We start from the raw sequence: 25,645 nt of genomic DNA, 5'->3' as shown, positions 1-25,645 counted from the left end.
GGTCATTGCGGAGGTTGCCATACCGACGTTCGTGTCATGCCCGCCACGCGTCCCTTGCCGGAAATGACCAATGCCATCTTGCGGGAGGCCTCGTCGATCATCTCGTCGCCGAGCATCGCCGCGCCGCGGGATCCGCCTGCTTCCGAGGTGCACCATTCGTACGCGTCCAAGATGTTCTCGGCGTGATCGTAGTCGGCCTGATCGGGGCTGAAAGTCTCGTTGATCACGTCGGCTTGGGTGGGGTGGAGTACCCATTTGCCGTCGAATCCGAGTGCCGCCGCCCGTCCGGCGACGCGTCCGAGTCCGTCGAGGTCCTTGATAGCGAGGTAGGGGCCGTCGATGGCCTGCTTTCCGTGGGCGCGCGCGGCCATGAGGATCGACATGAGGATGTGGTGGTAGGCGTCGCCCACGTCGTATCCGGGCGGCTGCTCGCCGACCACGAGTGACTTCATGTGGATCGACGCCATGAAGTCGGCGGGGCCGAAGATGAGCGTTTCGATTCGCGGGCTTGCCTGAGCGATGGCGTCCAAAGCGATGAGTCCCGAAGCGGTTTCGATCTGTACTTCGATTCCGATCCTGCCGACCTCGAGCCCGACCGACTTCTCGATCTGGGTCAGGAGCATGTCGAGGGCGCGCACTTGCGCGGCGTCCTGCACTTTGGGGAGCATGATGCAGTCCAGATTCGCGCCTGCGCCTTCGACCACGTCGACGACGTCGCGGTAGGTCCAGGGCGTTGTCCAGTCGTTGACGCGCACCGTCCGGATCTTGTCGCCGAATCCGCCGGCCTCGAGTGATTCGACGATGATCTTGCGGCCTGCGGCCTTCGCGTTCGGCGCGCACGCATCCTCGAGGTCGAGGAACAGTGCATCCACGGGCAGCCCGCGGGCCTTGTCGATCATCTTGGGATTCGATCCGGGTACTGCGAGGGTGCTGCGCCTCGGGCGGATGGTGCGGGTGCTCATGGGACACCTTTCATATATTCAGACTGTACTGATGTATCTGATTATGAGTAATATACGGTCGTGTCCACGACTTCAACCCCGAGCCGTTTCACCGCTGCGTTCCGCGCTCACCCGGCGGGCGTCGCACTCGTCACCGCTGACGCAGGGGGCGGGCCGGTGGCGCTTACGGCCACGTCGGTGGCATCGGTGAGCGCTGACCCTCCGATGCTGATGTTCTCGGTCTCCGACGCTTCGTCGAGTTCGCCGACGATCGCTGTGGCCGACACCGTGGTGGTGCACCTCCTCGGGGCGGAGCAGTTGCACCTCGCCAAACTCGGCGCCACCAGCGGAATCGATCGCTTCGCCGATGTGTCGCTCTGGGAGAGGATGCCCACCGGAGAGGTGTATTTCCGCGACGTGCACACCCGTATCCGTGCTCGGGCCGTGGAACGCGTGAAGGCGGGGGCCGCGTGGGTGATCGTCGCCGAGGCGATGGATGTCGATGTGCAGGAAGGTGACATGTCCGGCGTCGACGACCGTATGGGCGGGCACTCCAGTGCACCGCTCGTCTACCACGACCGCGGGTGGCACAGCCTCGGCGACCACTCGCGGCTCGAGTAGGAAGAGCGCTCGAGGAGGAAGAGCTATCGGGGCGGGGTGCCGTTGCGGGTGGCCTGGGCGATGTAGGTGCTCAGCATCTGTGCCGCTCCAGTGAAGTGTTGCTCGGTGATGCGCCGGGCTTCGGCGCCGTCGCCTCTGGCGAGCGCTCCGATGAGGGCGTCGTGTTCGTCGAGGCTGCAGGGGACGCGTTCGGGAAAGAGTTCGAAGTATCGCTGGGGAATCATGCGCCCGGCGTCGCTGAGCATTCCCTGCAGGCGTGTCGACCCGCACGACTTGTTGATCTCGCGGTGGAACAGCCAGTTGAGGGTGGCGATGTCGTCGCCGGAGGCTGCGGCGACGCGGATCTCTCGATGCAGTTCGCGTACGCGGAGGAGCTGTTGGTGGGTGATCCGACCTGCGGCCCACTGAGATGCGACCCCGGACAACGCGGCCATCAGCGCGAAATTCTCGATGATGGTCTCCGGAGAGACCCCGATGACGGTGATGCCACTGCGTTGCGCGACGCGGACCAGGCCTTCTTGCGCGAGCGCCAGGCACGCCTCCCGCACGGGGGTGCGGCTCGTTCCGAACTCCTCTGCGACAGCGTCGAGGTCGATGCGATCGTTGGGGGAGAGGTCGCCGGACAGGATCCGGTGACGTAGCGCTGCGCGCACACGCTCGCGGCCCGTCTGCTTCGACGATGTCTCATCGGACGTCTCGCCGACGATCCACGGACCCCGGTCGGTCTCCGTCATCGTGACCGCCCTTCCCTGTGCGCATTTTTGGTGTTGACAATCTATCACCGAGCATTAAATATATCAGTTGACATCAGATGTGTTTATTTCCGGTAAGGGAGCCTTCCATGACAGAGCGCAGAACCGACCAGATGACGCTCGTGGCGTTCATGCAGGCGTCGAACGTGTCCGTGTACTCGGGATCCTGGCGATACCCGAACTCGGCGCAGGACTACTTGAGCCTGGACTACTACCAGCGGATCGCACGGGTCCTCGAAGAGGGCAGCTTCGATCTGATGTTCTTCGACGACCGGCTTGCGATGCCGGGTATCTACGGCAACTCCGTGGCCGACGCCGTCCGCTACGGTGCCAGGCCCATCAAGCTCGACCTCACCGCGATTCTCGGTGCTGCCGCAGCCGCGACCACGCATCTGGGACTCGGAGCGACCTACTCTACGACCTACTACCAGCCGTTCCACGTCGCAAGGACATTCGCGACACTCGACCATCTCAGTGGTGGACGCGCGGCCTGGAACATCGTCACGTCGGTGAACGACGCCGAGGCGCGCAACTTCGGTGTGGACAAGCACTTCGACCACGACAAGCGTTACGACCGCGCCGAAGAATTCGTGGAAGTCGTTGCCAAACTGTGGGATTCGTGGGAAGACAATGCGATCGTCGCCGACCGGCAGTCGGGTATCTTCGCCGACGCGGAGAAGGTCCACGAAGTCGATCATCACGGTGAATTCTTCGATGTCCAAGGCCCGCTGACCGTGCCGCGGACGCCGCAGGGCAGGCCCGTGCTGATCCAGGCCGGCCAATCCGGTCGCGGCCGCCAGTTCGCCGCCAAGTGGGCAGATCTCATCTTCACCGGCGACCCCAGCCAGGCCGTCGCTGCAGAGCACTACGCCGATCAGAAGGCGCTCGTCACCGAGTACGGCCGGGCGGCGGACACGGTGAGGGTTCTTCCCATGGTCTATGTCATCCCGGGCGAGACCGAGGAGATCGCGCAACAGAAGGAGAGCATCTTCCTGCACGACCTCGTCCACCCCCAGGCGTCGCTGACCCTGTTGTCCGAGGTCACCAACCACGACTTCTCGGGTCACAGCCTCGACGACGTCGTCACCGACGAGCTGATCGAGAGCGTATCCGGCATCCGGGGCCTTGTGCAGGGCGTCAAGCGTCACATCGGAGACCAGGAACTGACCCTGCGCGTCCTCGCCAACCACCGCGCCACCCTGCTGCAGGGACCTCGCTTCGTGGGCACCGGCCCCCAGATCGCAAAGCAGATGGAGGAATGGTTCCAGTCGCGGTCGTGCGACGGATTCGTCATCGCTGCAACTCATTTCCCTGGCGCATTCGAAGACTTCGTGCGGCTCGTCGTGCCTGAACTCCGTGCGCGCGGACTCGTCCGTGAGGAGTACACCGGGTCCACGCTGCGTGAGAACCTGGGGCTCGAGCGCCCCGAGAACCTCATGACTGCAAGCGCGCAGACCGAACTTGTGGACGACCGGGTGGTCGAGCATGCCTGATCCCGAACCGTCGCGCAGCACCATGCTGCACGGTATCCGGGTTCTCGATCTCGCAACCCTGGCGGCCGGACCACTTGCGGCCACGTATCTCGGCGAGTTCGGCGCCGACGTGATCAAGGTCGAGCAACCGCAGGGCGGCGACCCCATCCGGGGATGGGGTGTGCAGAAGGGCGGGATCGGACTCGTCTGGAAGAGCCTCGGACGCAACAAGCGTTCCGTCACTATCGATCTCCGCACCGAGGACGGTCAAGAACTCGTACGACGTCTCGTTGCGGAGTGCGACGTCGTCGTCGCGAACACCCGGCCGCACACCCTTACCCGATGGGGGCTCGACTACGAGTCTCTCAGAGCGGTCAACCCGAAGATCGTCATGTTGCACGTCACCGGGTTCGGCCTGACCGGACCCAAGTCGTCGCGACCGGGATTCGGGACGCTCGGTGAAGCCATGAGCGGATTCGCCCACACCGTCGGCGAATCCGACGGCCCACCGACACTCCCGTCGTTCATGCTCGCCGACGGGGTGGCCTCGTTGAATGCCGCGTATTCGATCATGATGGCGCTGTACCACCGGGATGTCCACGGTGCGGACGGTCAGCTGATCGACGTGAATCTGGTCGACCCGTTGGCGCGTCTGCTCGAACAGTCGCTGCTCACCTACGACCAGACCGGCGAGATCGCGCAGCGCACGGGGAACCGGTGGGGGATCTCCGCACCCCGCAACACGTACCGGACGCAGGACGACCAGTGGCTCGCGATGTCGGCAAGCTCTCCGACGATCGCGTTGCGGGTGTTCCGGGCGATCGGGCGCGACGACCTCGTCGACGATCCCGATTTCTCCGATCCGCAACGGCGTCTCGCGCATTTGGACGAGGTCGACAAGATCGTGGCCGAATGGGTGGCGCAGCACACGCTCGACGAGGCGATGGCCGTGTTCGAAGCGGGAGAGATTGCTGCGGCGCCCGTCTACGACATCTCCCAGCTCGTCGAGGACGAACAGATGAAGGCCCGTGAGGTGTTCGTCCGTGTCGAAGACCCGGACCTCGGGAGCATGCTCGTCCAGGCGCCGGTTCCGCGATTCTCGGGGAATCCCGGAATCGTCGACGGTCTCGGGCCGGCATTGGGCGCCCACACCGAAGAGGTCCTCACCGAACTCCTCGGTCTCGGCGACGAGCAACTCGTCGATCTGTGTGAACGCAACATCATCACGTCGGAAAGGAATTCGTCATGACCTCCCAGCCCCGTCCGATCCGAAGGTCGGAACTGGCGACACCGGCGTCCAACGAGCGGATGTTCGCCAAGGCTGCCGCTTCCGATGCCGACCTCGTGTTCCTCGACCTCGAGGACGCCTGCGCCCCCGCGGAGCGGGAAGAGGCCCGCGGCAAAGCTGTTCGTGCGCTCAACGAACTCGATTGGGGACACACCGCCCGCGCGATCAGGATGAACGGTATCGACACCCGCTGGGCGTACGGAGACATCGTCGAGGTCGTCACCGGAGCGCGCGAGAACCTCGATGTCGTCATAGTTCCCAAGGTCACCGCCGCTCGTGACGTGTGGTGGGTCGACACCCTCCTCACGCAGGTCGAGGACACCCTCGGCATGACGAAACGTATCCGGCTGGAAGTGCTCATCGAGGACGTCGCCGGTGTCGCGCACGCGGAGGAGATCGCGCTGTCCAGCCCCCGGTTGGACGCACTGATCTTCGGCGCAGGCGACCTCTCGGTGTCGCAGGGAGCCCGGGTCGACACGAACTTCCGGCCGCGCGACGAATACCCCGGTGACTTCTGGCATTACGCGCGAATGACCGTGCTGACCGCTGCACGCATCGGTGGGCTGCTCGCCATCGACGCCCCGTATCCCGATTTCGCGGACGCCGACGGATACGAACGCGAGGCCCGTCGTGCATCGGCGTTGGGTTTCAGCGGCAAATGGGCGATCCACCCGTCTCAGATCGACATCGCCAACGAGGTGTACTCACCTACGGAGGAGGAGATCGGCCAGGCGAAGCGGAATCTCGAGGCCTATCGCGAGGCGGAAGCTCAGGGTCTCGGTGCGACGAGCGTGGACGGGCAGCTCGTCGACGCCGCACACGTCAAGCTGGCGCTTGCCGTTCTGGAACAGGCGGAGCGGGCGCGACGCTGAACTGCTCACCGTCGTCTACGGAGTGGTGCGACTGCTGGACGGGATCGACGGTGAGCGTGGGCCCCGGCCGTGATCAAGCGGGAGATCCAGAAGCCGGTTGTGTCGGTCGACGGCGACCTCGACGTCGTCGGAGCAATCCCACAGTGCGAGGGCGCGGTCGCCACGGTAGGCAGATCGGTAGTGGATCCCTTCGATCTTCGTGGCGGCGGGTTGATCCTCGTAGATCGCGCGGGCCCATTGTTGGGTGAGCTCGCGGTTCTCGTTGCCGGAAGCGAGCGCGGGCAACGCCCCGAGTGCCATCGCAGCACCGGGTTCGTCCTGGCCGAACGTGACGATCTCGCGTAGCGGGCGTACCTGGGCGGCACGCCACTTCGAGCACAGTGCCGCGACCCCGGCCTCGCCGAACACTTCACCGGCGCAGGTTGCGAGGTCGATTCCGAGGTAGAGGACCGAACGACCGTCCGGATCGATCGCCGGGTCGGTGAACGAGGGGGTGTGGTGATCGAACCGGCCGCTCGGACCGTAGGGCTTGAACGCTGCGCCGCCGGAGGTGAACCGATCGTGGTGGTAGATCCGGTACCAGGGTGCCGCGGCACCATCAGCGGGTGTCCATGTCCACAGATGGTTCGCGGCAGGCAGTGGACGGGCAGGCGGATCGAGGGGCTTGGCCATCAGGCGGTTGCCAGTGTCCGGACGACAGCGAACACGTGGTCACTGTCCCGGATCATCTCCTGCGCGGGTGTACGACCGTCGAAGTTGTCGTTCGGCCGGCTCATCCACCGCGACAGGCTCACCTCCCCGCCGGGGAAGGTATCGGCGAGTCGCGTCAGGCCGGGTAGAACCGGATCGGCATTGTCCGGAGTGAACTGCCACGCCGGGAAACGCCACTCGCGACCGTCCTTGAGGCCGATCAGGCGACGCTGAGCAACCCACTCGGACACTGTCTGCGGGGAGATGCCGAGAACGTCAGCGGCTTGGGTTCGTGACAGGGACACGCGCAGCTCGGCGCGCCGCTGCTCGACCTGTAGTGCCAGGTTGGCCTGCTCGAGCGCTGCGGCCTCTTCGGCCGAGATTCTCGGCCCCCAGTCGTCCTCGGCGTCGGCGTCGACCTGCAGCGCAGGGACACTTGCGAGCAGGTGATCGACCAGAGACTGACTGAGCGTCCTCCGGAGCGTCCCGCTGAGACCCATCTTGGCCTCGGTGACCGCGTCGGCCACGGCCTGCGAGACTTGTTCCAGTGTGGTACTCGGGGTCGTTGTCATGTGTGTCGTCATCCCACCCACCTCCTGTATCTGCTCGTCTACCAGCATACGCGGGATACGCGGGATCTGCGTGATATGAAGGGGTGCTGCATCGGCCCTGTCAGCAGCATCTTTTGCGAAGCTGTCCCCGCGTGACCGGGTCCAGGCCGTCATCGCCGCATATGAAACGGGTCTCATCCGCCCGGGAACCGGTTCTGCTTGAACGCCCACGCGGAACGTGGGTCGGAAGGGTCACACGCGCTCACGTGCAGAAGCGCCGCAGTGCGTGGTTCCGGTGGCAGTCGCCACCGGAACCACGCAGGAGCCGCACCGATTACCAGAGACGCGCGGATGCCAGTTCTGCACCCTTGGTGAGCGATTCGAGCTTCGCCCACGCGATCTGCGGGTGGATTCGACCGCCCAGACCGCAGTCCGTCGAGGCGATCACGTTCTCGGGGCCGACGACACTCGAGAACCGGTCGATCCGGTCCGCGACGAGTTCGGGATGCTCGACCACATTCGTGGCGTGACTGATCACGCCCGGCACGATCTGCTTGCCGTCGGGTAGCGTCACGTCTTCCCAGACCCGCCATTCGTGCTCGTGACGGACGTTCGCGGCCTCGAACGAATACGAACCGGCATCGATCGTCAGCATCGTCTCGACGAGGTACTTGAACTCGAGGTCCGTGGTGTGCGGCCCGTGCCAGCTGCCCCAGCACAGGTGGAAACGGATCCGGTCCTGTGGCAATCCGCGCAGTGCATGGTTGAGTGCCTCGATGCGGATGCGGGTGAAGGCGAGATAGTCCTCCACCGTCGGTTCCGGGTTGATCTGATCCCAGTTCTCGGCGATCGACGGATCGTCGATCTGCAGGATCATTCCGGCATCGATGATCGCCTGGTACTCCTCGCGCATCGCGTCCGCGCATGCCCAGACGAACTCTTCTTCGGATTTGTAGTACTCGTTCCCGATCCGCGATGCGCTACCGGGCGAGAGCGAGGTGATGAAGCCGTTGTCTGCACCGGACGCGGACAGGGCGACTTTCAGGTTCGCGATGTCCGATGCGATCGCATCATGTCCGGTGTAGGTGACGGGGCCCGTCGCGGTCGGAAACACCGGTGCCTCGTCGCCGACGGAGACACCGCTCCTCGGGTCGCCGTACGCGTCGGCGAACTTCGTCCAGTCGCGTCGGTCCGGGAACGTCGTGAGCTGCACGTTGCCCGGAGTCGACCGGGCAGGCTCGCCGCCGAACGGCCCACCTTCGGTCAGTTCCAGCCCGGACAGGCGCTGGAACGAGTACGACCACCAGGCACCGTAGTCGACGGCCGAAGACATCGCCTTTCCGTACTCACCGTCGCCGGGAGTGGTGATCCCGAGGTCGACCTGGCGACGGACCAAGGCCTCGACCTGTCCGGCGAGTAGTTCCGAGTACTCGGTCGTCGTGTCGAGTCTGAACCCGTCTGCGGCCTCCCGGCGTGCCCGGTTGGCGGCCACCAGTTCGTCGGTGCGAGGGAGGCTCCCGGCGTGGGTGGTGCGAATGTGTTTGGTGCTCATGGTGATCGAGTTCTTTCTGGGAATCGTTATCGGTCGAGCTCGGATCGAACTGTTGCCGCCGCGGCGACGAGGTTCGTCAACGACGCCGTGACTTCGTCGGTGCCGCGCGTCTTGAGGCCGCAGTCCGGGTTGACCCACAGGCGCTCGGCCGGAACAGCGCGCAGCGCCTCACGGAGAGACTCGGCGATCTCGTCCTCACTCGGAACACGCGGTGAGTGGATGTCGTAGACGCCGGGACCCACGCCGAGATCGAATCCGACTGCGTTGAGGTCGTCGAGAACCTCCATGTGTGAACGTGCAGCCTCGATGGAGGTGACGTCGGCATCGAGTTCGGCGATAGCCTCGATGACCTCGCCGAATTCGGAGTAGCACAGGTGGGTGTGGATCTGGGTCGAATCCGCCACGCCCGACGTCGCGAGCCGGAAGGCTCCCACAGCCCACTTCAGGTACTCGGCCTGCTCGGAGACGCGGAGCGGCAACAACTCTCGCAGTGCAGGCTCGTCGACCTGGATGATGCGGACTCCTGCGGCCTGCAGGTCCACCGTCTCGTTGCGTATGGCCAGGGCGATCTGATCGGCGGTGTCGGCAAGGGACTGGTCGTCGCGGACGAACGACCACGCAAGGATCGTCACGGGACCGGTGAGCATGCCCTTGACCGGCTTCTCGGTGAGCGACTGAGCGTAGGTGATCCACTCGACGGTCATGGCGTCGGGGCGCGCGACGTCGCCGTAGAGGATCGGCGGACGCACGCAACGGCTGCCGTAGGACTGGACCCAGCCGTTCTCGGTTGCGAAGAAACCGTCCAGTTGCTCGGCGAAATACTGCACCATGTCGTTTCGCTCCGGCTCACCGTGCACGAGCACGTCGATTCCGAGCTTTTCCTGCAGGGAGACCACCTCGGCGATCTCGTCACGCATCTGCTGCACGTACTCGGCCCGCTCGATCTCGCCCTTACGCAGTGCAGCGCGGGCAACGCGGATCCGGGTGGTCTGCGGGTACGACCCGATCGTCGTGGTCGGTAGCAAAGGCAGGTCGAGGTGCTGCTGCTGGATCTCGCGGCGCTGATCGGCCGACGTGCGACTGCGATCCCCCGTGATCGAGTCGAGCATGCCGCGCACCTGGTTGTTGCGCAGACGAGGATCGGACGCGCGCAGCTCGGCGGCGGCACGAGCCGCGTCGAGCTCGGACGCCACGGCGTCGCGGCCACTGCGCAGCGCGGTCGACAGCGTGGCCACCTCGGCGAGCTTCTCCGCACCGAACGCCAGCCACGCGCGCAGCGACTCGTCGAGGCCTGATTCTGCCTCGACCGTGTACGGAACGTGCAGCAACGAGCACGAGGACGACACCGCCACCGAACCCGTCGAGCCGAGCAGTGTCGCGAGGGCCGCCAGCGCCTTCTCCAGGTCGGTGCGCCACACGTTGCGGCCGTCCACCACACCCGCCACGATCAGTTTGTCCGACAGAGTAGGCAGTCCGGCGATGCCGGCCGCGTCACCTGCGACGAGGTCGACTGCGAGGCCTTCGACACCGGTGCGGGCGAGCGCAGCGAGCGCCGGACCGAGGTTGCCGAAGTAGGAGGCGACGAGGATTGCGGGACGGTCCTGCGCCTGCGAGAGCGTGCCGTACACCTGCTCGACCGCGGCGACGGTCGCGTCGTCGAGATCGCGGACGAGTGCGGGTTCGTCGAGCTGCACCCACTCGGCCCCGGCGGCGGCGAGCTGCGCCAGCAGATCCCGGTAGAGCGGGACGAGTTCACCGACGCGGTCGAGCAGCGGGCCTTGCCCGTCGACGGCCTTCGACAGCAGCAGGAACGTCAGTGGTCCGACGACAACCGGGCGGGCAGGAATACCGAGCGCACGGGCCTCGGCGACCTCGCCGAGAACCTTCGAGGTGTCGAGGGCGAAGACGGTGTCCGGGCCGATTTCCGGCACGAGGTAGTGGTAGTTGGTGTCGAACCACTTCGTCATCTCGAGCGGTGCGACGTCGTCGTTGCCTCGCGCTGCGGCGAAATAGCGGTCGAGGTCGTCGGCGATTCCTGACACACGAGGCGGCAGTGCGCCGAGCATGGCTGCGGTGTCGAGAACGTGGTCGTAGTACGAGAACGTGTTGACAGGGATCGAGTCGAGCCCGGCATCGCGCTGTGCGGCCCAGGTGTCGACGCGCAGATCGGCAGCGACCTTATCAAGGGCGTCGCGATCGATCTTTCCGGCCCAATAGGATTCGACGGCTTTCTTGAGCTCGCGGTTCGGTCCGATCCGTGCGGATCCGAGAACGGTGGCGTGGAAGGCCGGTGCAGAGGATGTAGACACTGGTGGTACTCCGGTGGTCGGTCCGTGGTGGCCTACCGCCCGTTGGGTGCACGAATCCGACCGAGCCCAGTCGACTCCGATCCAGCCGGAGCGAAAGAATGCGATGCCGGTCCGCGCGCCCTGTCCACGAGGCGGCACACCGCCGGGCACGGCGTGCCCGGCGCAGATGGCAGGTCTTCGGACTTGCAAGCGCCCGGGCCTGTGGGCCCGTACCTAGTGGCCGTCGCTTCCCGGGATGATGCCCAGTGCTGATGACGGCGGTCGTTCCTGCATACCGCTGCGGGACAGTCCCGGATTCTCACCGGGTTCCCTCTCCGCATCCCGATCGAGGATGCGTCGACGCCGCCACGGTCTTCGGGGCTCCTCACGACCGGCACGGCGAACCAACTACATCCCGGAGTATAGCCACGTCCTCGTTCGAATGGGCAATCGCTGAAGCGGAACGGCTACAACGCAATCAGACAGATACCGCCCTTCCCAAGGGTTGTATCTGTCTGCGCGGGTTGTAGTTTCGTCGGTGCGTTCCTGTCGGCTGTGCTGGTCAGGAGTGGCGAAAGCCTTTACCGGTGCGGTCGCGGGGATCCGGCTCCAGGCCGAGGAACTCCGAGCGGATCCGATCCCACGCCTCGAGGTGCTCCCACACAGGTGCCTCGGTCAGTTGCTGCATGTTGGTGAGGAACGGGGTGGGCAACATGACAGTGAGCATCTGCTCGTCGCGGCCGTTGAACAGGCGTACACCCCACGATGTCGGGGCGTCGTCCTTGCCGATCCTGCGGTACAACTCGGCGCGGCTGCAGCGGCGGATACGGCCGAGTTCCGGGCCGCTCGCGGTGTGCTCGCCGATGCACAGATGGAAATGCCAGCGACCGAAGTCGACGGTCGCATACCCGTCGTACATCGAGATCTTCTTCGGAGCGTTGGGCGCGGCGACCTCGAGCGCCGAACCTTCGATGAGCAGGCCGAACCACATGTCGTTCCAGTACTCGTCGAACAGCAGCCGGATCAGACGCAGCAGTGAGTCCTCGTCGGTGGGAAGTGCCCAGCGCTGTTCGCGACCGCCGTCCTCGGTGTCGACGATCTCGGGGTCGAATACGACTGTCACAGAATCTCCTTCGTCGATGTTTTCGGTGGGCTGGGGAAGACGCAGTCGCCGCACACTCCGCCCCCGGGGACGCGGTAGTACAGGCAGCAACTGCGACGCCGGCCGGTCGAGCGAACCAGCGCGCCGGCCAGACGGGGATCGTCCAAGAGCGTGTCGATGTGTGTCTGCGCTGCTTCACCGATCACTCGTCCGGCCCCGATGAGCGCAGACGCGGAGTTCCCCCACATCAACCCGGGGGCGACGATGTCGCTCCACGCCTCGATAAGCGGTTCGAGCTGGTCATCGAGAACTTCACCGGTGGCCGAACCGAATTCGGGGTCGACGATGTGCAGACGCAGACCCCCGTCGTTGCGCCACAGCAACGTCTCCGGGTCGAGCCGGATGCATCGGCCGGAGTCCACGACCGAGCCCAACGCAACGGACCACATTCGTGCGGCGTAGCCGAAGAACAGAGTCGACGCGGCCACTCGCGTCTCCCCGGTTCCCATTCGGTGCGCCGTGTCCGACACCAGAGGATCGCGAACCGTACAGTCGCGCAGCGCAGAGGTCGGTTGCCACCGGCTGTCCGATACCGGACCGGTGCTCACCGCGAAGTAGGGACTCAGCGCGGCGATGCGTTCGAGTACTGCAGCAGCATCAGGCACGGCTGTCCTCCGGTTCGAGGTCGAACACCAGTGTGCGCGGATCGAAGCGCATCCGCCCACGATCGAATGCTGCCCCGATACGCCCTGATTCGGCCAGCGCAGCGGGGGAGTCGCAGGTCAGTGTCCGGTCGCCGTCGAGCAACCACATCCGGTCCGACACACGCAGCGCGAGTTCGAGTTCGTGGGTGGACATGATCACGGCCAGGTTCTGTTCACGAGCGAGCCGACGTAGCACGTCGACGAGCTCGACCCTCGAGGGAACGTCGAGAAACGATGTCGGTTCGTCGAGTACGAGCAGCGAGGGATCCTGAGCGAGCGCGCGGGCAGTGAGCGTGCGTTGCCGTTGCCCATCGGACAGCTCGCTGAACTGCCGGGACGCCAGTTCTGCCGCGCCGACCGCGTCGAGCGCCCAGTCGACCGCGGCCTTGTCCTCCGGTGAGAGCCGTGCGTTGGCCGGGAGGTGCGGTGTGCGTCCCAGGGACACGAGTTCGCGCACTGTCAGCAGACCGGGATCGATACGTTCGGTCAGGACCACGGAGATGCGGGTCGCGAGGTCTGCGGGACGGATCGACGACAAGTCGTCGCCGTCGATCAGGACCTGCCCGCGCAGCGCCGGTTGCAGTCCGCACAGGGTGCGGAGCAACGTCGACTTCCCTGCTCCGTTGGGGCCGACCAGCGCGGTGAGTTCACCGCGGCGCGCGACGGCATCGAGACCGGTCGCGATCTCGGTGACGCCGCTGCTCCGCAACGCGCGGCGGCGTGTGTAGCCGATCGTCACCTCGCGCAGTTCCACACCGTTCGTCAGGCTGTTCACAAGGCCGCTCCCAGCGCTCCACGCCGGCTGCGCACGAGGACGATGATGACGACCGGCGCGCCGACGAGTGCGGTCACCGCGCATTGAGCGGGAACACCGTGTCGGTGCCGGGCATCTGGCTGGCCACACCGCACACCAACGCCACCACCGCACCGAACAGTGCGACTCCGGGCAGCAGTACTCGATGATCGGAAGTGCCGAATGCCATGCGCGACAGGTGCGGAACGATGAGACCGAGGAATCCGATGGGCCCGCAGAACGCAGTGGTGACGCCTGCGAGCAGTGCGGCCGACACCACCGTCGTCAACCGGACGACGCGGATATCGATGCCCATGGAGCGGGCGTATCCCTCACCGAGGAGCAGCGCGTTCAGGGCCCGCACCGTCAGGAGCGCCACGGCTGTGCCCCCGATCACCACGGGTATCAGCAACTTCAGATCCGACCATGTGGTCGCGGTGAAACTGCCCAGGCCCCATACGAGGAACTGCTGAGCGCGCTGCGGGTCGGCGTAGACCAGGAGTACGGAGACGACCGCTGTGGTCGCCGATCCGAGCATTACACCGATGAGCAGCAGTGTCACTGCCGAACGCACCCACCGCGACAACACCACGATCAGCATCAACACGGCCGCTGCGCCGAGCGCTGCAGCGATGACCACTCCCGTGCGGCCGAGCCCGGCGAGATTCGCTGTGAATCCACTGGCTCCGCCGCCACCGGCCACGACGACGATCGCAACACCGAGACTCGCACCCGAGCTCGCGCCGAGGATGTACGGGTCGGCGAGGGCGTTGCGGAACAGGGTCTGCATCTGCAGACCGGCGATGCCGAGTGCCGCGCCCACCGCGATCGCGGTGAGCGTGCGGGGCAGCCGTAGGTCGTGGATGACCATGCCCCAGCGAGGATTCTGCGCGTCCTGCCCGATCAGGACGCGCAGAGTTTCGTCGAGAGGCACCGTGACCGACCCCACCGTCACCGATACCACGGTGGCGACCACGAGCGCGGCGACGAGCGCGGAGAACGCCACCGCCACCCGCCGGGCGCGGACGGGGGGAGCAGAGTTCTCAGCGACCGCAGGTGCTGCGCCGAGCACGGTGGTCATGCCGGCAATTGCTGGTAGAACGTGAACTTGTGATCGGGCAGCAGTTCGGGATGCAGGATCGCTACGAGGTCGGACAGGACCAGGTCGGGTCGGAGCACGCCACGCTCGTAGTAGTCGTTGCCGCCGCCCGGCCCGAGGGCTTTGTTCGCGTTCCATACCTGACCGGTGCCGACCGCCGCGAGTTCGCCGTAGCGTTCGTCGTCGGCGAGGGCGTCACCGATGGAGGTCCAACTGTTGACGACGAGCCAGGTGGGGGCGTCGGAGGACTCCGCGATCACGGCTTCGAAGTCGAGGGGCAGCGACCCGGTGCTGGTGACGTCCTGCCACGGCCACGTGGCCCCGGCATCGCTGAACAGGCGGCCCATGTAGCTGCCGCCCGACGACATGTACCAGGTGCCCTGCGACATACCGCCGAGCAGCGCCGGTGCGGGCTCTGCTCCCGCAGCCTTGTCGGCGACCTCCAGGTAGTCGCTGCGGATACCGTCGTAGACCTCTTCGGCGCGGGCTTGCGTGCCCGTCAGGGCGGCCATCACCTTGATCCACTCGGCGCGACCCAGCGGTGACGATTCGAGCCACTCGGCGTTCGCGACCACACCGATCCCGGCTTCACGCAGCTGCGTGTATGCGGGGTCGTCCATTCCGCCGGTCATCACGACGTCGGGTGCGGCAACCACGACGGCTTCGGTGTCGATCGTGCCGCCGGACGCGTACTCGGTGACATCACCGGCGGCGATGCGGTCGACGACCGCGGTGTCGCTGACCATGGATCCATTGGACACACCGGTGAGGACGTCGAGCACGTCGAGTTCGGTGACGAGCGGAAGGTGCGTGGTCGAACCGGAATACAAGCTCGAGATCGGCACCGTGATCTGCTGGGCATCGGCCAGTTCTGCGGACAGTTCCGGAGCGGGTGCACCACACTTGACCAGCACGTACGATTCGGGGGAGCCGCCGGGGAACGGTTCCTCCACGGTGAGTACCTGGTAGCTGTTCTCGTAGGTGATCGAGAAGTTCTCGGCATCGACGATCTCGGACTTGTCGGGGAAGTAGTCGACTGTCGCGTCGAAGTCCGTGATACACCCGTCCGCCGTGGTGTCCATCTCGGGTGCGGTCGTGGCGGTCGAGCAGGCGGTCAGCACCACGCCTACAGCTACCAGTGACACGAGAACTTTCGGAGATGCTGCGCGCACACGCATGGCGATGACGCCTCTCTCGGGGAGATCCGCCCCGGACAGTGAGGTGTGGCAACGTGAGTATCTGGCTCCCGGGATTTCCCGGATACAGTGGCGGGACCGCGCCGGATTCGCACCGGCTTCCTCATCTGTCGTCACAATGACGCGCTGAAATTAGCACAACCGTCTGAGCGGGGATTCCACCGCGGTGCGAACCCACCGGCAGGCAGCGACATCGTGTTCGACGAGACCCATGCGTTCGAACTCGTCGAGCCAGCCCCGCATGGGCCACCACCCCCACCGCCGATGGAACAGGGTTGCGTTGACGAGGATGTCGTCGAGGTGCTCGACCGGAGGGCTCGACACCGGGTGGTACTGGTGGAAGGCGTGCGCGCCGCCGACCCACGCCATCGGTACGTCCGCTCGCGCAGCCAGTTGTCCGAAGTCCGTGTCCTCGCCGCCGTAGCCGTGATAGTCGGTGCAGAACCCGCCGATCCGTTGCCACACCGGAACTCGTACCGCGAACGACAGCGACCAGAAAACGTCATGCGCCGTGTTCACGACGATCTCGCCGTCGGGCGGAAATGGACGAGCCGGATGCGGTGCAACCGAATCGGTGAGGCGGTCGAGGACGTACCCCTGCGGGCCGGGTTCCGGAAGATAGGTGACCGGCCCGTTGAGCAGAGCCCCGGGATGGGATTCGGCAGCGTCCGCATACCGTCCGAGCAGGCCGGGTGCGGGGATGCAGTCGACGTCGAGAAACACCAGCAGATCTGAGGTCGCCGCCTGCGCGCCCAGGTTCCGTGCAGCCGCCACCGGGAGTGTCGCTCCTGGGACATCCATCGGCACGACCTGCGCGGGTGCTCCTGCCGCTGCAACGACCCCGGCAACCGCGGGATCACCCATCGCCACCACGATGTGCTCGTCGGGTACGTACCCGCTTCGGGCCACTCCTTCGAGTTGCCGACGCAGATGCACACTCCGGCCTGCGGCGACGGTGATCACCGCGACGGTCACGATGTGCCTGCCAGCTGGTCCACGACCGCCGCGGCCCTTGCCGCCGCGCCCTCGACCCGCCACCGTTTCCATTCGATCGGGTCCAGGTTGCGCGCACGTCCGATCAGCTCGGGCCACTGTCCCGGGTCGGGCCAGCCGTCGAGCCCCACGGCCAAGCCTTCGGCGTCGAGAGCGGCAGCGCTCGAGCGCTGTTCGTCGAAGGGGCGTGGCTCCGCAATGATGACGGCCGGTCGTGCGGCAGCGGCGATGTCGGCGACCGTGTTCTGTCCGGCGTGTCCGATCACCACGTCGGCTCCGGTGAGAAACTGCCACGGGTCGTCGACCCAGGACCCGCCCTCCAGGCCGAGTCCACGCCACTCGTAGGCGGGGAAACGCGTCGAGTATCCGTGCAGGTCGCGGTTCGTGATCGACGACCCCCCGCTGCCGCTCATCACCACCACCCGCGGACAGATGCGCGAGGTCCGGGAGGGAGCGGGCCGTCCGTCGAAACGGCTGATGCCGCCGACGTACGTCGTCTTGTCCGCGTACGGATGCAGCCACGGCGGGTCGTATACCTCCCGCGACCACGGAGCAATCAGATGGTCGGCGACCCGGTAAGCGAGTGTGTGTGCTGTATCGGTGCGATCACCCGGCATCGCGAGGACGACCACGGGGATCCCGTACAAGCGGGCGAGAAGGGTCACCTCGACGGACACGTCCACCACCAGCAGACGCGGACGTGCCTCGGCGATCCAGGAACCGAGCGCGTGCATGCGCTCGCGCAGGCCATCGTCGTGAGTCGGCACCCAGTGCAGGACATCGTGTGCGGTGGGGTCGTGCGCGGTGTCCACGGACCGGTCGTCGCGAGGCAGCGCCACCACATCGGCGACGACGTCGGCGCACAACCCGAGCGGGGCCGACGACAGCGCTGTCACCGGGGTCTCCAGATGCGCACAGATGCTCGCCGCACGAGTGCGGTGCCCGTGCCCATGGTGATGAATGTAATAGCCGATCATGTGGCCCCCGCGAGTTGCCGGTACAAAGCAACGTAGGCATCGACCATCGTGCGTTCGGAACACCGTTGCTCTGCGCGTGCGCGGGCGGCGGCACGCGAGAGCGTCACGGCGTGCGGTATCGCTGCGGCCAGTGCCGCGGCATCGTCCGGGCCGACCAGGCAACCGCTGGTCTCGTCCACCAACTCCGGGATTCCACCGCGAGCCGTCGCGACGACCGGGGTTCCGCATGCGAGGGATTCGGCGACCACGAGCCCGTATGGCTCGTCCCATTGTGGAGTGACGATCGATGCGGCTGAATTGCCCACTGCAGCAGCGAGTTCCTGCTGGGGGAGGTGCCCCAGGTAGGTGGCGTCCGCGCCGAGACGTGGTTCGACGTTGGTGGTGAAGTAGGTGGGGTCGCTGATCGGTCCGGCAAGCCGTAACCGGTATCCGGCGCGCCGGGCCGCGTCGATCGCGACGTGCGCCCCCTTCTCGGGCACGAGCCTGCCGAACCAGATCAGTTCGTCTCCACCCGGTCCGACCGGCCACGCAGACAGGTCGACGCCATTGGGTACCACCGAGATGGGCCCGGTCGCGTGCTCCCACGCTGATGCGGTGTGCCGGCTGACCGCGACGAATGTGCCGGGGCAACCGCCGGGTGCCGCGATGGCCGACTCGAGCCATGGCGTGGGAGGGGTGTGGAGGGTGCACAACATCGGGGTATGCAGTGTGCGCGCCATCGCGATGGGAAGATAGTGCAGGCTGTGGTTGTGGACGACGTCGTATGCATCGCCCGCAGGTCCTGCCAATGCGAGCATCAACGACAGGTAGGCGTGGTGGTCGCCGAGGAAGCCGCGCGCGGGCATCGATTCGTCGCGGCGGGTCGCCGCGCTGACGTCGAACGCGGGCACTTCGAGGAAGGAGGCGGGCAGGTCGGGATCCGAACCCGGCGCGGCATAGAGCGTCACCTCGTGACCGTCCTTGCAGAGGGCGCGTGCCAGGTGCCACACGTGCGTTTCGAGGCCGCCCGCGAACGGTTGCCGGATGGGATACCGGTTCGACGCGATGAGCGCGATCCGAAGTGGCTTGATCGTCACAGCACACCGCACCTGGCGATTGCCCGCTCGTAGATGTTCCGATGGGCGCACGCGAGGTCGTGACGTTCGTCCATGCGCGCAGTCCATGACCCGCGCGGAAACCTCTTGCTGTGGTAGAGCTCTCGCACGTTTCGGTCGAGGGAGGCGGGATCGAACCTCGTCTCGTCGAAGGTGTAGACCCCGCACGGACGTTGTTCGCCGTAGAATCCACAGCTCGGCGCGACCACGGCGGTTCCGAGGTCGAAGCATGCTTCGAGCCAACCGGAATGGGTTCCGAAACGATACGGAAGCACCGAGACCGACAGGCCGGAGAGGTATCGCCACAGTTCGTCGTCGGAGAAGTATCGGTGTACGCGGACGTCGACTTGCGCATCGTCGCCGTAACGCTGAATGTGCGCACCGCCTTGGGGTTGAACCAGTATTTGTTGTCCGGGTCGAAGACCTCGTCGTGCACGTTGATCTGCAACACCGCGCCGGGCAGCGTCCTTACGGTTTCGCTGAGGGTGTCGAGCACCGGGAACAGATCCATATTGGCGCGCAGACTCTTGGCATGCACTCCCACGACGAACGGGCCGGGCGTGCGCGGACGTTCCATCCAACGCCGTTCGACGACGTGAGGGTGCGGCAGGACCGTCGGGCGTCGACCCCACTGCCGGTGGATGTAGTCGGCCGCCCCCGGGGTGAGGGTGACGAGTTCGTCAGCCGACGGGATCAGCACGTCGAGCTGCTTATGGTGGTCCCCGGGCTCCGAATGGTGAGGATTACGCAGATCGTGCACCGTGTAGACGAGCGGCTTGCGATGCCGGGCGAGTTCGGCGACCACATCCTGCAATTGCTCCGCGCTCACCGCATCGAACCCGAAGTGAAGATGGAAGACGTCGAATTCGGTGTGGTGGTCGTTCACCCAGCCGGGTTCGAGCATCAACGGCGGCCACCAGCCCCCGGGGATCTTGCGTCCATCTTCCGGCACCGGATCTGCAAGCCGGGTCACGTCGTCGCCGTCCGGACATGCGAGGTGCCGCACGTAGACGTGCGAGGCGGGCACGGACGCAACACGAACTGTCACACGAACCTGCCTTCTTCTGGGGCGCCCTCTCGGCGACTGCGCGCGGGCGCATTTTCTGCTGCTCCTGGTCTTCGAACGGGATACCCGGGCCGACGGGTCTCTACACCGGAGAGGTAGTACCGCCGCACTCATGCCCGATTCGGGTGATCTGGCTAGGGTGGCAGGTAACGACCATCGAACGAAGGGACCGGTATGGGTGTCAGCTTGGCCAAGGGTGGAAACGTCTCGCTTTCGAAGGAGGCACCGAACCTCACGGCAGTGACGATCGGCCTGGGCTGGGACGTCCGCGCAACCACAGGCACCGACTTCGACCTCGACGCCAGCGCTCTGGTCGCGGGAGCGGGCGGCAAGGTGCTCTCCGACCAGCACTTCGTGTTCTACAACAACCTGCGTTCGCCCGACGGCGCTGTCGAGCACACCGGCGACAATCTCACGGGTGAGGGCGACGGCGACGACGAATCGATCAACGTCGACCTCGTCGCCCTGTCTGCGGACGTGCAGTCGATCGTGTTCCCGGTGTCGATCCACGACGCCGACGCGCGCAGCCAGTCCTTCGGTCAGGTCCGCAACGCGTTCATCCGCGTCGTCGATCGCTCCAACGACCGCGAACTCGCCCGCTACGACCTGACCGAGGATGCCTCCACCGAGACTGCGATGGTGTTCGGTGAGCTGTACCGGCACGGCGGCGAGTGGAAGTTCCGTGCCATCGGACAGGGCTATGCGTCCGGGCTCGCGGGTATCGCGCGGGACTACGGCGTGAACATCGGCTGAGCGCGCGGACGGAAAGGCAAAGGTGGGGTGCCCGGCGTCTGCCGGGCACCCCACGCGTCGTTTTCGGCCGGGCTCAGTCCTCGATCCAGAGCTCCTCGGGTAGCGGCGAGGCCAGGGTGTAGAGCCGCAGCCCGTGAACGTCCTCGCCCATCATCACGGACGGCGTGGCCCGGACATACCAGACTCCCGGATGGAGTTCGGTGATCCGTTGCTGGACGACTTCATAGGCCTGGGTGCGTTCGTCGATCGTCTCCGCGGTTCGGCCTGCATCGAGTGCTTCATCGAGTCGAGGGTCGGAAACCCCCATGAAATTGCCGGTCGACTCGGAGTGGAACGCTGTCCAGAGCGCGTAGTCCGGGTCCTGGGTGATCGCCGACGAGACCATCATGTCGAAATCGTGCGCACCGGCCCTCGCGGCGCCCGTGGGGAAGTCCACCACTTCGACCTCCACCGAGACGTTGTCGTAGGCGCCGAGCTGTGCTTGCAGGGATTCGGCGGTGGCCACATTGTCGACGCCGGTGTATGTCGTGAACGTGAACTCGACGGGTTTTCCCTCGGCGGCCAACTCGTCGAACAACGCCTGAGCGGTCGCTTTGTCCTGCTCCGGTAGCGGGATATCGGAATAGAACGGTGAGTCCGCCGGGAAGAGAGTATGCGGCACTTCGCCGTCACCGTTGAACACGACGGAGTTGATCATGTCGCGGTCCACGGCCAGCGCGACCGCCCGGCGAGCACGCACGTCGTCGAACGGCGCGCGTCGAAAGTTCATTCCCAGGTACTGCCCGCCGCCGGCAGACACGGTGGAAACCTGTGCTCCCGAGTTCTGGGCCCTGGTGATGCTCGACGGATTGGTTTCCGCAGAGAGGTCGGCGTCGCCGGTGGTGATCGCGTTCACCCGCTGGTTGGTGTCCGATACCGAACGAATCGTAATCGCGTCGAGGTAGGGCTTGGGCGCATCCCAGTAATCCGGGTTGCGTTCGAGTTCGATTGTACCCTGCCGCATCCATCGCGTGAGCTCGAACGGTCCGGCCCCGACAGGCGCTTCGTCGAATGCTGCTCGGCCCTTCTCGAGTGCGGCAGGTGAAGCGATCCAGTTCATGGATGTGGCCAGCATCCCCTGCGGGAAGCTGGGATTCGGTTCGTGCAGAACGACCTTCAGCGTGGTCGCGTCCACCACTTCGGTAGTTGCGATCTGTGAAGCCTGGCGGACGGCGGTGGAGCCGAGTGCGGGGTCGCGGAGCCGCTCCCAGTTGAACTGGACGGCGGCAGCGTCGAGCGGCGTGTCGTCGGTGAACATGAGACCCGGCCGAAGCGTGAGCTCGTAGGTGGTACCACCGTCGGTGCTGTCGAATCCTGACGCCATGGTGTATTCGATTTCGTTGGTGTCGGGATCATTGATCATCAGGTTCCCGTAGAGGGCGTTACCCAGCATGGGCTGGTGCACCCATGTATTGGAAAGACCGGCGGGATCGAGTGTTCTGGGCTCGCCGATCTGCAGAACACTCAATTGCCCTCCGGGCACCGGGTCGCCTGCGACGGACGGAGCGGGTGATTCGCTCGGGCTCGAGCCGCACGCGGTGAGGAGTAGCACCGAGAGGGTGGTGAAGAGCACGGTCGTTGCGAAATGGGGTCTGATCATCATCAACCTCTCGGGCGGCTTACCGAACGGGCGAAGCGCAGAGGGCGGACGGCGGATGCCGGACGCGTCGGAATCGATCCGAAAGTAAGCCTCGAACTCCGGTTAAGTCAACCGTTCGAACCCAAACTGCTGAAAATTTCCCGGAATAGAAATTTCTCGATTCGAACGGTTGACTTAACTGTGAACCGGGGATAGCTTGCGAGAATCGATCGACTGAAACCGGAGACCGGAACTGTGAAAGACTCGAAGAGCATGCAGGATTCGAATCCTCTGCAGCCTGTCGACGGATCGAAGACCAGATTGCTTCTGATCTCGGCGGCCGAGAAGCTGGTGGCCGAGAACGGGCCGGAAGGCGTGTCGTCACGACAGATCGCGGCAGCTGCCGGGCAGACCAACAATTACGCGGTCCAGTATCACTTCGGAAGCAAAGAAGGATTGCTCGACGCAGTATTCGCTCATCGTCTCCAGCGCGTCGATGCGGTGCGTGCCGAACTGTTCGAAAGCGCGATGTCCAGTGGAGAAGTGCCGTCGGTGAGGAAGTGCCTCGACGTCGTGCTTCTTCCCTTGGCCGACGAGGTACCCGACCCGGACAGCCGATACGTCGGTTTCCTCACTCGTGTGTTCCTGTACCGGTTCAACGAGATTCCAGCGTGGTTCGGCGGCGGCGAACGGCCGATCAGTCCGATCGCGATTCGCGTGGCAGAGATGATCAGGGCGCAGATGTCGTACGTACCGGCGGCCCTCCGGAACCGGCGGATTCACATCGTTCTTGCCAACTGCCTGCTCGCTCTGGCGAGTTTCGAACAACAACTGTCGAACGGTGAGACTCCGGAGCTGCCGTTCGACGTCTTCGTCACCGACCTGCTGGACACTGCCGCGCAGGCGCTTGCCACACCCCTGTCGGAAGCGACGGCCGCTGCTTTGCGCGCACACGAGAACCGATCGGAAACTTCATGAGCATTCCCCTGAATCGGGCCCCCGAAGGGGCACCGAATATCGTCGTCATCCTCCTCGACGACCTCGGATTCGGGCAGATAGGTTGCTACGGGTCCGATATCGCGACTCCGAACATCGACCGGCTCGCTTCGGGTGGGCTGCGATTCAATCGTTTTCATGTGACGGCACTGTGCTCACCCACTCGTGCGGCGCTGCTCACGGGCCGTAACCACCACGCCGTGGGGATGGGCTTCCTCTCCGACATTCCCACTACCGAACCGGGGTATACCGCGAGTATCCCTCCGACGGCCGCGGCATTGCCGCGGATCTTGCGGGACGCCGGCTGGAGCACCATGGCGGTGGGAAAATGGCACCTGACGCCGCCGGGCGAACGGAGCAGCGCGGGACCGTTCGATCGGTGGCCGCTCGGGATGGGTTTCGAGAAGTACTACGGTTTCCTTCGCGGCGACGCCAATCATTGGGCGCCCGAGCTGGTGCGCGACAACACCTATGTCGCCCCTCCGAGCGGACCAGGAGACGGGTACCACCTGACCGAAGACCTCGCCGACGAGGCAATTCGGATGGTCGTCGGCCAGCAGGAGTCGGCGCCCGGGAGGCCGTTCTTCCTGTATTTCGCGACCGGGGCCATGCACGCGCCGCATCATGTCGAACGGTCGTGGGCCGATGCCTACGCAGGGCAGTTCGACGGCGGCTGGGAACGTTGGCGAGCGGAGGTGTTCGAGAGGCAACTCGCAACCGGGGTCGTACCCGCAGGCACGACGCTGACCGACCGGCCGTCGTGGGTACCCGACTGGGATTCGCTGACCGATGAGGAGCGCCGGGTCTACGCGAGGATGCATGAGGTCTACGCAGGCTTCCTCACCCACACCGACGCACAGATCGGGCGGGTCGTCGACAGTCTCGACAAGCTCGGGGTCCTCGACAACACACTGATCTTCCTGATGTCCGACAACGGTGCCAGCGCCGAAGGTGGGGTCGGCGGTACGCACAACGAGCACAGGTTCACGCATCACATCCGCGACGACGTCTCGGAAAGTGCGGCACTCCTGGAGGATTGGGGCGGACTCGACGGATATCCGCACTACGCGTGGGGATGGGCATGGGCAGGCAACACGCCGTTCCGGCTGTGGAAGCGCTACACCTGGCTCGGCGGCACCCGCGTTCCCATGATCGTGCACTGGCCCAGCGGAATCCGCGACGCCGGTGGGGTTCGTGATCAGTTCGCCCATGCGATCGACATTCTGCCCACGATCCTCGACGCGTGCGGCGTGACGATGCCGGATACGGTCGGCGGTGTCGATCAACTCCCGGTCGATGGCGCGAGTCTGCTCCCGTCGTTCGAGGATGCTGCGTCGCCGCCGCCCCGAACGACCCAGTACTTCGAGATGCTCGGATCCCGCTCGATCATCGCCGACGGATGGAAGGCCACGACCGACCATGTATCGAAAGGTGTTCTCGACGAGGAACTCCTGATGGAAGGGAGCAGGGACTTCGACACCGACACCTGGTCGTTGTTCCGCCTCGACGAGGACTTCTCCGAGGCGCACGATGTATCCGGCGAACACCCGGCCGTCGTCCTGGCCCTCGAACGCCAGTGGTTCATCGAGGCAGACCGCAACAACGTGACCCCGCTCGCCGACAGCCTGCGGGGTCGAGGGGCGGGCATCAGGCCGCGACATTATCCGGTCCCCTCGGTGCTCACCCTGTACCCGGAGGGCGGGCCCATCTCCGACGACTCGCTGCCACGGATGACCGGTGGTGGTCGTGTCCTCGCCGACGTGGATGTGCTCGCAGGAGGCGCCGAGGGGGTTCTGTTCGCGCTGGGCGACTGGACCGGCGGATTCGCCGGGTTCGTGGACCGCGGCATCCTGACGGTGGTCGCCGCGACACCGGGCGGAGAGATCCGAGTGGTCGCGGATCGGCCGCTGACGGCAGGACGGCACAGCGTCGGATGTGCATTCCGGCCCGCACCGAACGGGTTGCTGAGAGTCGAAGCGGTCATCGATGATGCCGTCGTCGGGGCCGCCGACAGCAACCACGAACTGCCTCACGCGTGGCAGCACGGTGGCGCATCGTTGACCCTCGGACACGACAGGGGGCTGCCCGTGTGCAAAGACTACGAACCGCCGTTCGCGTGGAACGGCGTGCTCCATCGAATCACCGTCGAAACGACCGGAAGCCGACCGGTAGCGGAGAAGGACGTCATCCGATTCGCGATGCAGATCGATTGACAATACCGATGAAA

22 protein-coding genes, 1 pseudogene and 2 riboswitches are annotated in these 25,645 nt (G+C 65.5%); of the genes and pseudogenes, 7 read left to right on the top strand and 16 right to left on the bottom strand.

Annotation, left to right across the window (positions count from 1 at the left end):
• Positions 1–2: 2 nt before the first annotated feature.
• A complete protein-coding gene (locus ACSYG9_RS03845; RefSeq protein WP_440125894.1) occupies positions 3–962 on the bottom strand; it encodes an aldolase/citrate lyase family protein in 960 nt (319 codons plus the stop codon).
• A 60-nt stretch (positions 963–1,022) separates the two neighbouring features.
• Here ACSYG9_RS03845 and ACSYG9_RS03840 point away from each other — a divergent pair, with 60 nt between their 5' ends.
• On the top strand, positions 1,023–1,562 hold the full coding sequence (locus ACSYG9_RS03840) for a flavin reductase family protein (RefSeq protein ID WP_454841220.1): 540 nt from the start codon (positions 1,023–1,025) through the stop codon (positions 1,560–1,562).
• Between the two features lie 23 nt (positions 1,563–1,585).
• Here the strand turns inward: ACSYG9_RS03840 and ACSYG9_RS03835 are convergent, their stop codons facing one another.
• On the bottom strand, positions 1,586–2,296 hold the full coding sequence (locus tag ACSYG9_RS03835; RefSeq protein WP_440125892.1) for an FCD domain-containing protein: 711 nt from the start codon (positions 2,294–2,296) through the stop codon (positions 1,586–1,588).
• Positions 2,297–2,403: 107 nt separating this feature from the next.
• On the opposite strand from ACSYG9_RS03835, the gene ACSYG9_RS03830 reads away from it, so the two are divergent.
• From ACSYG9_RS03830 to ACSYG9_RS03820, 3 genes are read left to right on the top strand one after another with little or no spacing between them, the layout of a single operon-like run.
• On the top strand, positions 2,404–3,807 hold the full coding sequence (locus ACSYG9_RS03830) for an LLM class flavin-dependent oxidoreductase (protein ID WP_454841219.1): 1,404 nt from the start codon (positions 2,404–2,406) through the stop codon (positions 3,805–3,807).
• Positions 3,808–3,829: 22 nt separating this feature from the next.
• Positions 3,830–5,035 carry a CaiB/BaiF CoA transferase family protein gene (locus ACSYG9_RS03825; RefSeq protein ID WP_454842864.1) on the top strand — a complete coding sequence of 402 codons (1,206 nt, stop codon included), beginning with the start codon at positions 3,830–3,832 and terminating at the stop codon, positions 5,033–5,035.
• Positions 5,032–5,946: an aldolase/citrate lyase family protein gene (locus ACSYG9_RS03820; RefSeq protein ID WP_440125890.1), complete on the top strand. Its 915-nt coding sequence runs from the start codon at positions 5,032–5,034 to the stop codon at positions 5,944–5,946. The genes ACSYG9_RS03825 and ACSYG9_RS03820 overlap by 4 nt, the downstream gene beginning before the upstream one ends.
• Positions 5,947–5,961: 15 nt before the next feature.
• On the opposite strand, the gene ACSYG9_RS03815 is transcribed toward ACSYG9_RS03820, so the two are convergent.
• From ACSYG9_RS03815 to ACSYG9_RS03755, 13 genes and pseudogenes are all read right to left on the bottom strand, one after another.
• Entirely contained in the window at positions 5,962–6,618 is a 657-nt protein-coding gene (locus ACSYG9_RS03815) for an RES family NAD+ phosphorylase (RefSeq protein WP_454841218.1), read from the bottom strand.
• Entirely contained in the window at positions 6,618–7,208 is a 591-nt protein-coding gene (locus ACSYG9_RS03810; protein ID WP_454841216.1) for a helix-turn-helix domain-containing protein, read from the bottom strand. The genes ACSYG9_RS03815 and ACSYG9_RS03810 overlap by 1 nt, the downstream gene beginning before the upstream one ends.
• A gap of 313 nt (positions 7,209–7,521) precedes the next feature.
• Complete coding sequence (locus ACSYG9_RS03805; protein WP_454841214.1) at positions 7,522–8,739, bottom strand: cobalamin-independent methionine synthase II family protein; 1,218 nt, start codon at positions 8,737–8,739, stop codon at positions 7,522–7,524.
• Positions 8,740–8,765: 26 nt separating this feature from the next.
• Complete coding sequence (metE, locus tag ACSYG9_RS03800; protein WP_454841212.1) at positions 8,766–11,048, bottom strand: 5-methyltetrahydropteroyltriglutamate--homocysteine S-methyltransferase; 2,283 nt, start codon at positions 11,046–11,048, stop codon at positions 8,766–8,768.
• 151 nt (positions 11,049–11,199) lie between these two features.
• A riboswitch (cobalamin riboswitch) is annotated at positions 11,200–11,404 on the bottom strand.
• Between the two features lie 185 nt (positions 11,405–11,589).
• Positions 11,590–12,150, bottom strand: a complete 561-nt coding sequence (locus ACSYG9_RS03795; protein ID WP_440125885.1) for a DUF7676 family protein — start codon at positions 12,148–12,150, stop codon at positions 11,590–11,592.
• Positions 12,147–12,794 (bottom strand): (2Fe-2S)-binding protein, encoded by a 648-nt coding sequence (locus ACSYG9_RS03790; protein ID WP_440125884.1) that lies wholly within the window; start codon positions 12,792–12,794, stop codon positions 12,147–12,149. Before ACSYG9_RS03790 ends, ACSYG9_RS03795 begins: the two co-directional genes overlap by 4 nt.
• Positions 12,787–13,608 (bottom strand): ABC transporter ATP-binding protein, encoded by an 822-nt coding sequence (locus ACSYG9_RS03785; RefSeq protein ID WP_454841209.1) that lies wholly within the window; start codon positions 13,606–13,608, stop codon positions 12,787–12,789. The genes ACSYG9_RS03790 and ACSYG9_RS03785 overlap by 8 nt, the downstream gene beginning before the upstream one ends.
• 73 nt (positions 13,609–13,681) lie before the next feature.
• Entirely contained in the window at positions 13,682–14,707 is a 1,026-nt protein-coding gene (locus ACSYG9_RS03780; RefSeq protein ID WP_454841207.1) for a FecCD family ABC transporter permease, read from the bottom strand.
• Complete coding sequence (locus ACSYG9_RS03775) at positions 14,704–15,903, bottom strand: ABC transporter substrate-binding protein (protein ID WP_454841204.1); 1,200 nt, start codon at positions 15,901–15,903, stop codon at positions 14,704–14,706. The genes ACSYG9_RS03780 and ACSYG9_RS03775 overlap by 4 nt, the downstream gene beginning before the upstream one ends.
• Positions 15,904–15,938: 35 nt before the next feature.
• A riboswitch (cobalamin riboswitch) is annotated at positions 15,939–16,057 on the bottom strand.
• Positions 16,054–16,896: a glycosyltransferase family 2 protein gene (locus ACSYG9_RS03770; RefSeq protein ID WP_454841202.1), complete on the bottom strand. Its 843-nt coding sequence runs from the start codon at positions 16,894–16,896 to the stop codon at positions 16,054–16,056. It overlaps the preceding riboswitch by 4 nt.
• A complete protein-coding gene (locus tag ACSYG9_RS03765; RefSeq protein WP_454841200.1) occupies positions 16,893–17,891 on the bottom strand; it encodes a glycosyltransferase in 999 nt (332 codons plus the stop codon). Before ACSYG9_RS03765 ends, ACSYG9_RS03770 begins: the two co-directional genes overlap by 4 nt.
• Positions 17,888–18,967: a glycosyltransferase gene (locus tag ACSYG9_RS03760; RefSeq protein WP_454841198.1), complete on the bottom strand. Its 1,080-nt coding sequence runs from the start codon at positions 18,965–18,967 to the stop codon at positions 17,888–17,890. The genes ACSYG9_RS03765 and ACSYG9_RS03760 overlap by 4 nt, the downstream gene beginning before the upstream one ends.
• Positions 18,964–20,012: pseudogene (locus tag ACSYG9_RS03755) on the bottom strand (glycosyltransferase family 1 protein). Before ACSYG9_RS03755 ends, ACSYG9_RS03760 begins: the two are co-directional and overlap by 4 nt.
• A 213-nt stretch (positions 20,013–20,225) precedes the next feature.
• Between ACSYG9_RS03755 and ACSYG9_RS03750 the strand changes: the two are divergent.
• Complete coding sequence (locus tag ACSYG9_RS03750) at positions 20,226–20,804, top strand: TerD family protein (protein WP_440125878.1); 579 nt, start codon at positions 20,226–20,228, stop codon at positions 20,802–20,804.
• A 73-nt stretch (positions 20,805–20,877) separates the two neighbouring features.
• Here ACSYG9_RS03750 and ACSYG9_RS03745 read toward each other — a convergent pair whose 3' ends face one another.
• The gene (locus ACSYG9_RS03745) at positions 20,878–22,446 is read right to left on the bottom strand and encodes an ABC transporter substrate-binding protein (protein WP_454841197.1); all 1,569 of its coding nucleotides are present in this window, start codon (positions 22,444–22,446) and stop codon (positions 20,878–20,880) included.
• A gap of 249 nt (positions 22,447–22,695) precedes the next feature.
• On the opposite strand from ACSYG9_RS03745, the gene ACSYG9_RS03740 reads away from it, so the two are divergent.
• Positions 22,696–23,400 (top strand): TetR/AcrR family transcriptional regulator, encoded by a 705-nt coding sequence (locus ACSYG9_RS03740; protein WP_454841196.1) that lies wholly within the window; start codon positions 22,696–22,698, stop codon positions 23,398–23,400.
• On the top strand, positions 23,397–25,631 hold the full coding sequence (locus tag ACSYG9_RS03735; RefSeq protein ID WP_454841195.1) for an arylsulfatase: 2,235 nt from the start codon (positions 23,397–23,399) through the stop codon (positions 25,629–25,631). The genes ACSYG9_RS03740 and ACSYG9_RS03735 overlap by 4 nt, the downstream gene beginning before the upstream one ends.
• Positions 25,632–25,645 lie beyond the last annotated feature (14 nt).

The organism is Rhodococcus sp. SJ-2 (assembly GCF_053750035.1).
The sequence above is the reverse complement of the archived record's forward strand: the minus strand, read 5'-3'. Positions and strand labels throughout refer to the sequence as shown.

Bases quoted from the DNA above. Each gene is read 5' to 3' on its own strand.
- ACSYG9_RS03845 (WP_440125894.1), bottom strand. From the start codon at position 962: ATGAGCACCCGCACCATCCGCCCGAGGCGCAGCACCCTCGCAGTACCC.
- ACSYG9_RS03835 (WP_440125892.1), bottom strand. From the start codon at position 2,296: ATGACGGAGACCGACCGGGGTCCGTGGATCGTCGGCGAGACGTCCGAT.
- ACSYG9_RS03830 (WP_454841219.1), top strand. From the start codon at position 2,404: ATGACAGAGCGCAGAACCGACCAGATGACGCTCGTGGCGTTCATGCAG.
- ACSYG9_RS03825 (WP_454842864.1), top strand. From the start codon at position 3,830: ATGCTGCACGGTATCCGGGTTCTCGATCTCGCAACCCTGGCGGCCGGA.
- ACSYG9_RS03820 (WP_440125890.1), top strand. From the start codon at position 5,032: ATGACCTCCCAGCCCCGTCCGATCCGAAGGTCGGAACTGGCGACACCG.
- ACSYG9_RS03815 (WP_454841218.1), bottom strand. From the start codon at position 6,618: ATGGCCAAGCCCCTCGATCCGCCTGCCCGTCCACTGCCTGCCGCGAAC.
- ACSYG9_RS03810 (WP_454841216.1), bottom strand. From the start codon at position 7,208: ATGACAACGACCCCGAGTACCACACTGGAACAAGTCTCGCAGGCCGTG.
- ACSYG9_RS03805 (WP_454841214.1), bottom strand. From the start codon at position 8,739: ATGAGCACCAAACACATTCGCACCACCCACGCCGGGAGCCTCCCTCGC.
- ACSYG9_RS03780 (WP_454841207.1), bottom strand. From the start codon at position 14,707: ATGACCACCGTGCTCGGCGCAGCACCTGCGGTCGCTGAGAACTCTGCT.
- ACSYG9_RS03775 (WP_454841204.1), bottom strand. From the start codon at position 15,903: ATGCGTGTGCGCGCAGCATCTCCGAAAGTTCTCGTGTCACTGGTAGCT.
- ACSYG9_RS03765 (WP_454841200.1), bottom strand. From the start codon at position 17,891: ATGATCGGCTATTACATTCATCACCATGGGCACGGGCACCGCACTCGT.
- ACSYG9_RS03750 (WP_440125878.1), top strand. From the start codon at position 20,226: ATGGGTGTCAGCTTGGCCAAGGGTGGAAACGTCTCGCTTTCGAAGGAG.
- ACSYG9_RS03745 (WP_454841197.1), bottom strand. From the start codon at position 22,446: ATGATGATCAGACCCCATTTCGCAACGACCGTGCTCTTCACCACCCTC.
- ACSYG9_RS03740 (WP_454841196.1), top strand. From the start codon at position 22,696: ATGCAGGATTCGAATCCTCTGCAGCCTGTCGACGGATCGAAGACCAGA.
- ACSYG9_RS03735 (WP_454841195.1), top strand. From the start codon at position 23,397: ATGAGCATTCCCCTGAATCGGGCCCCCGAAGGGGCACCGAATATCGTC.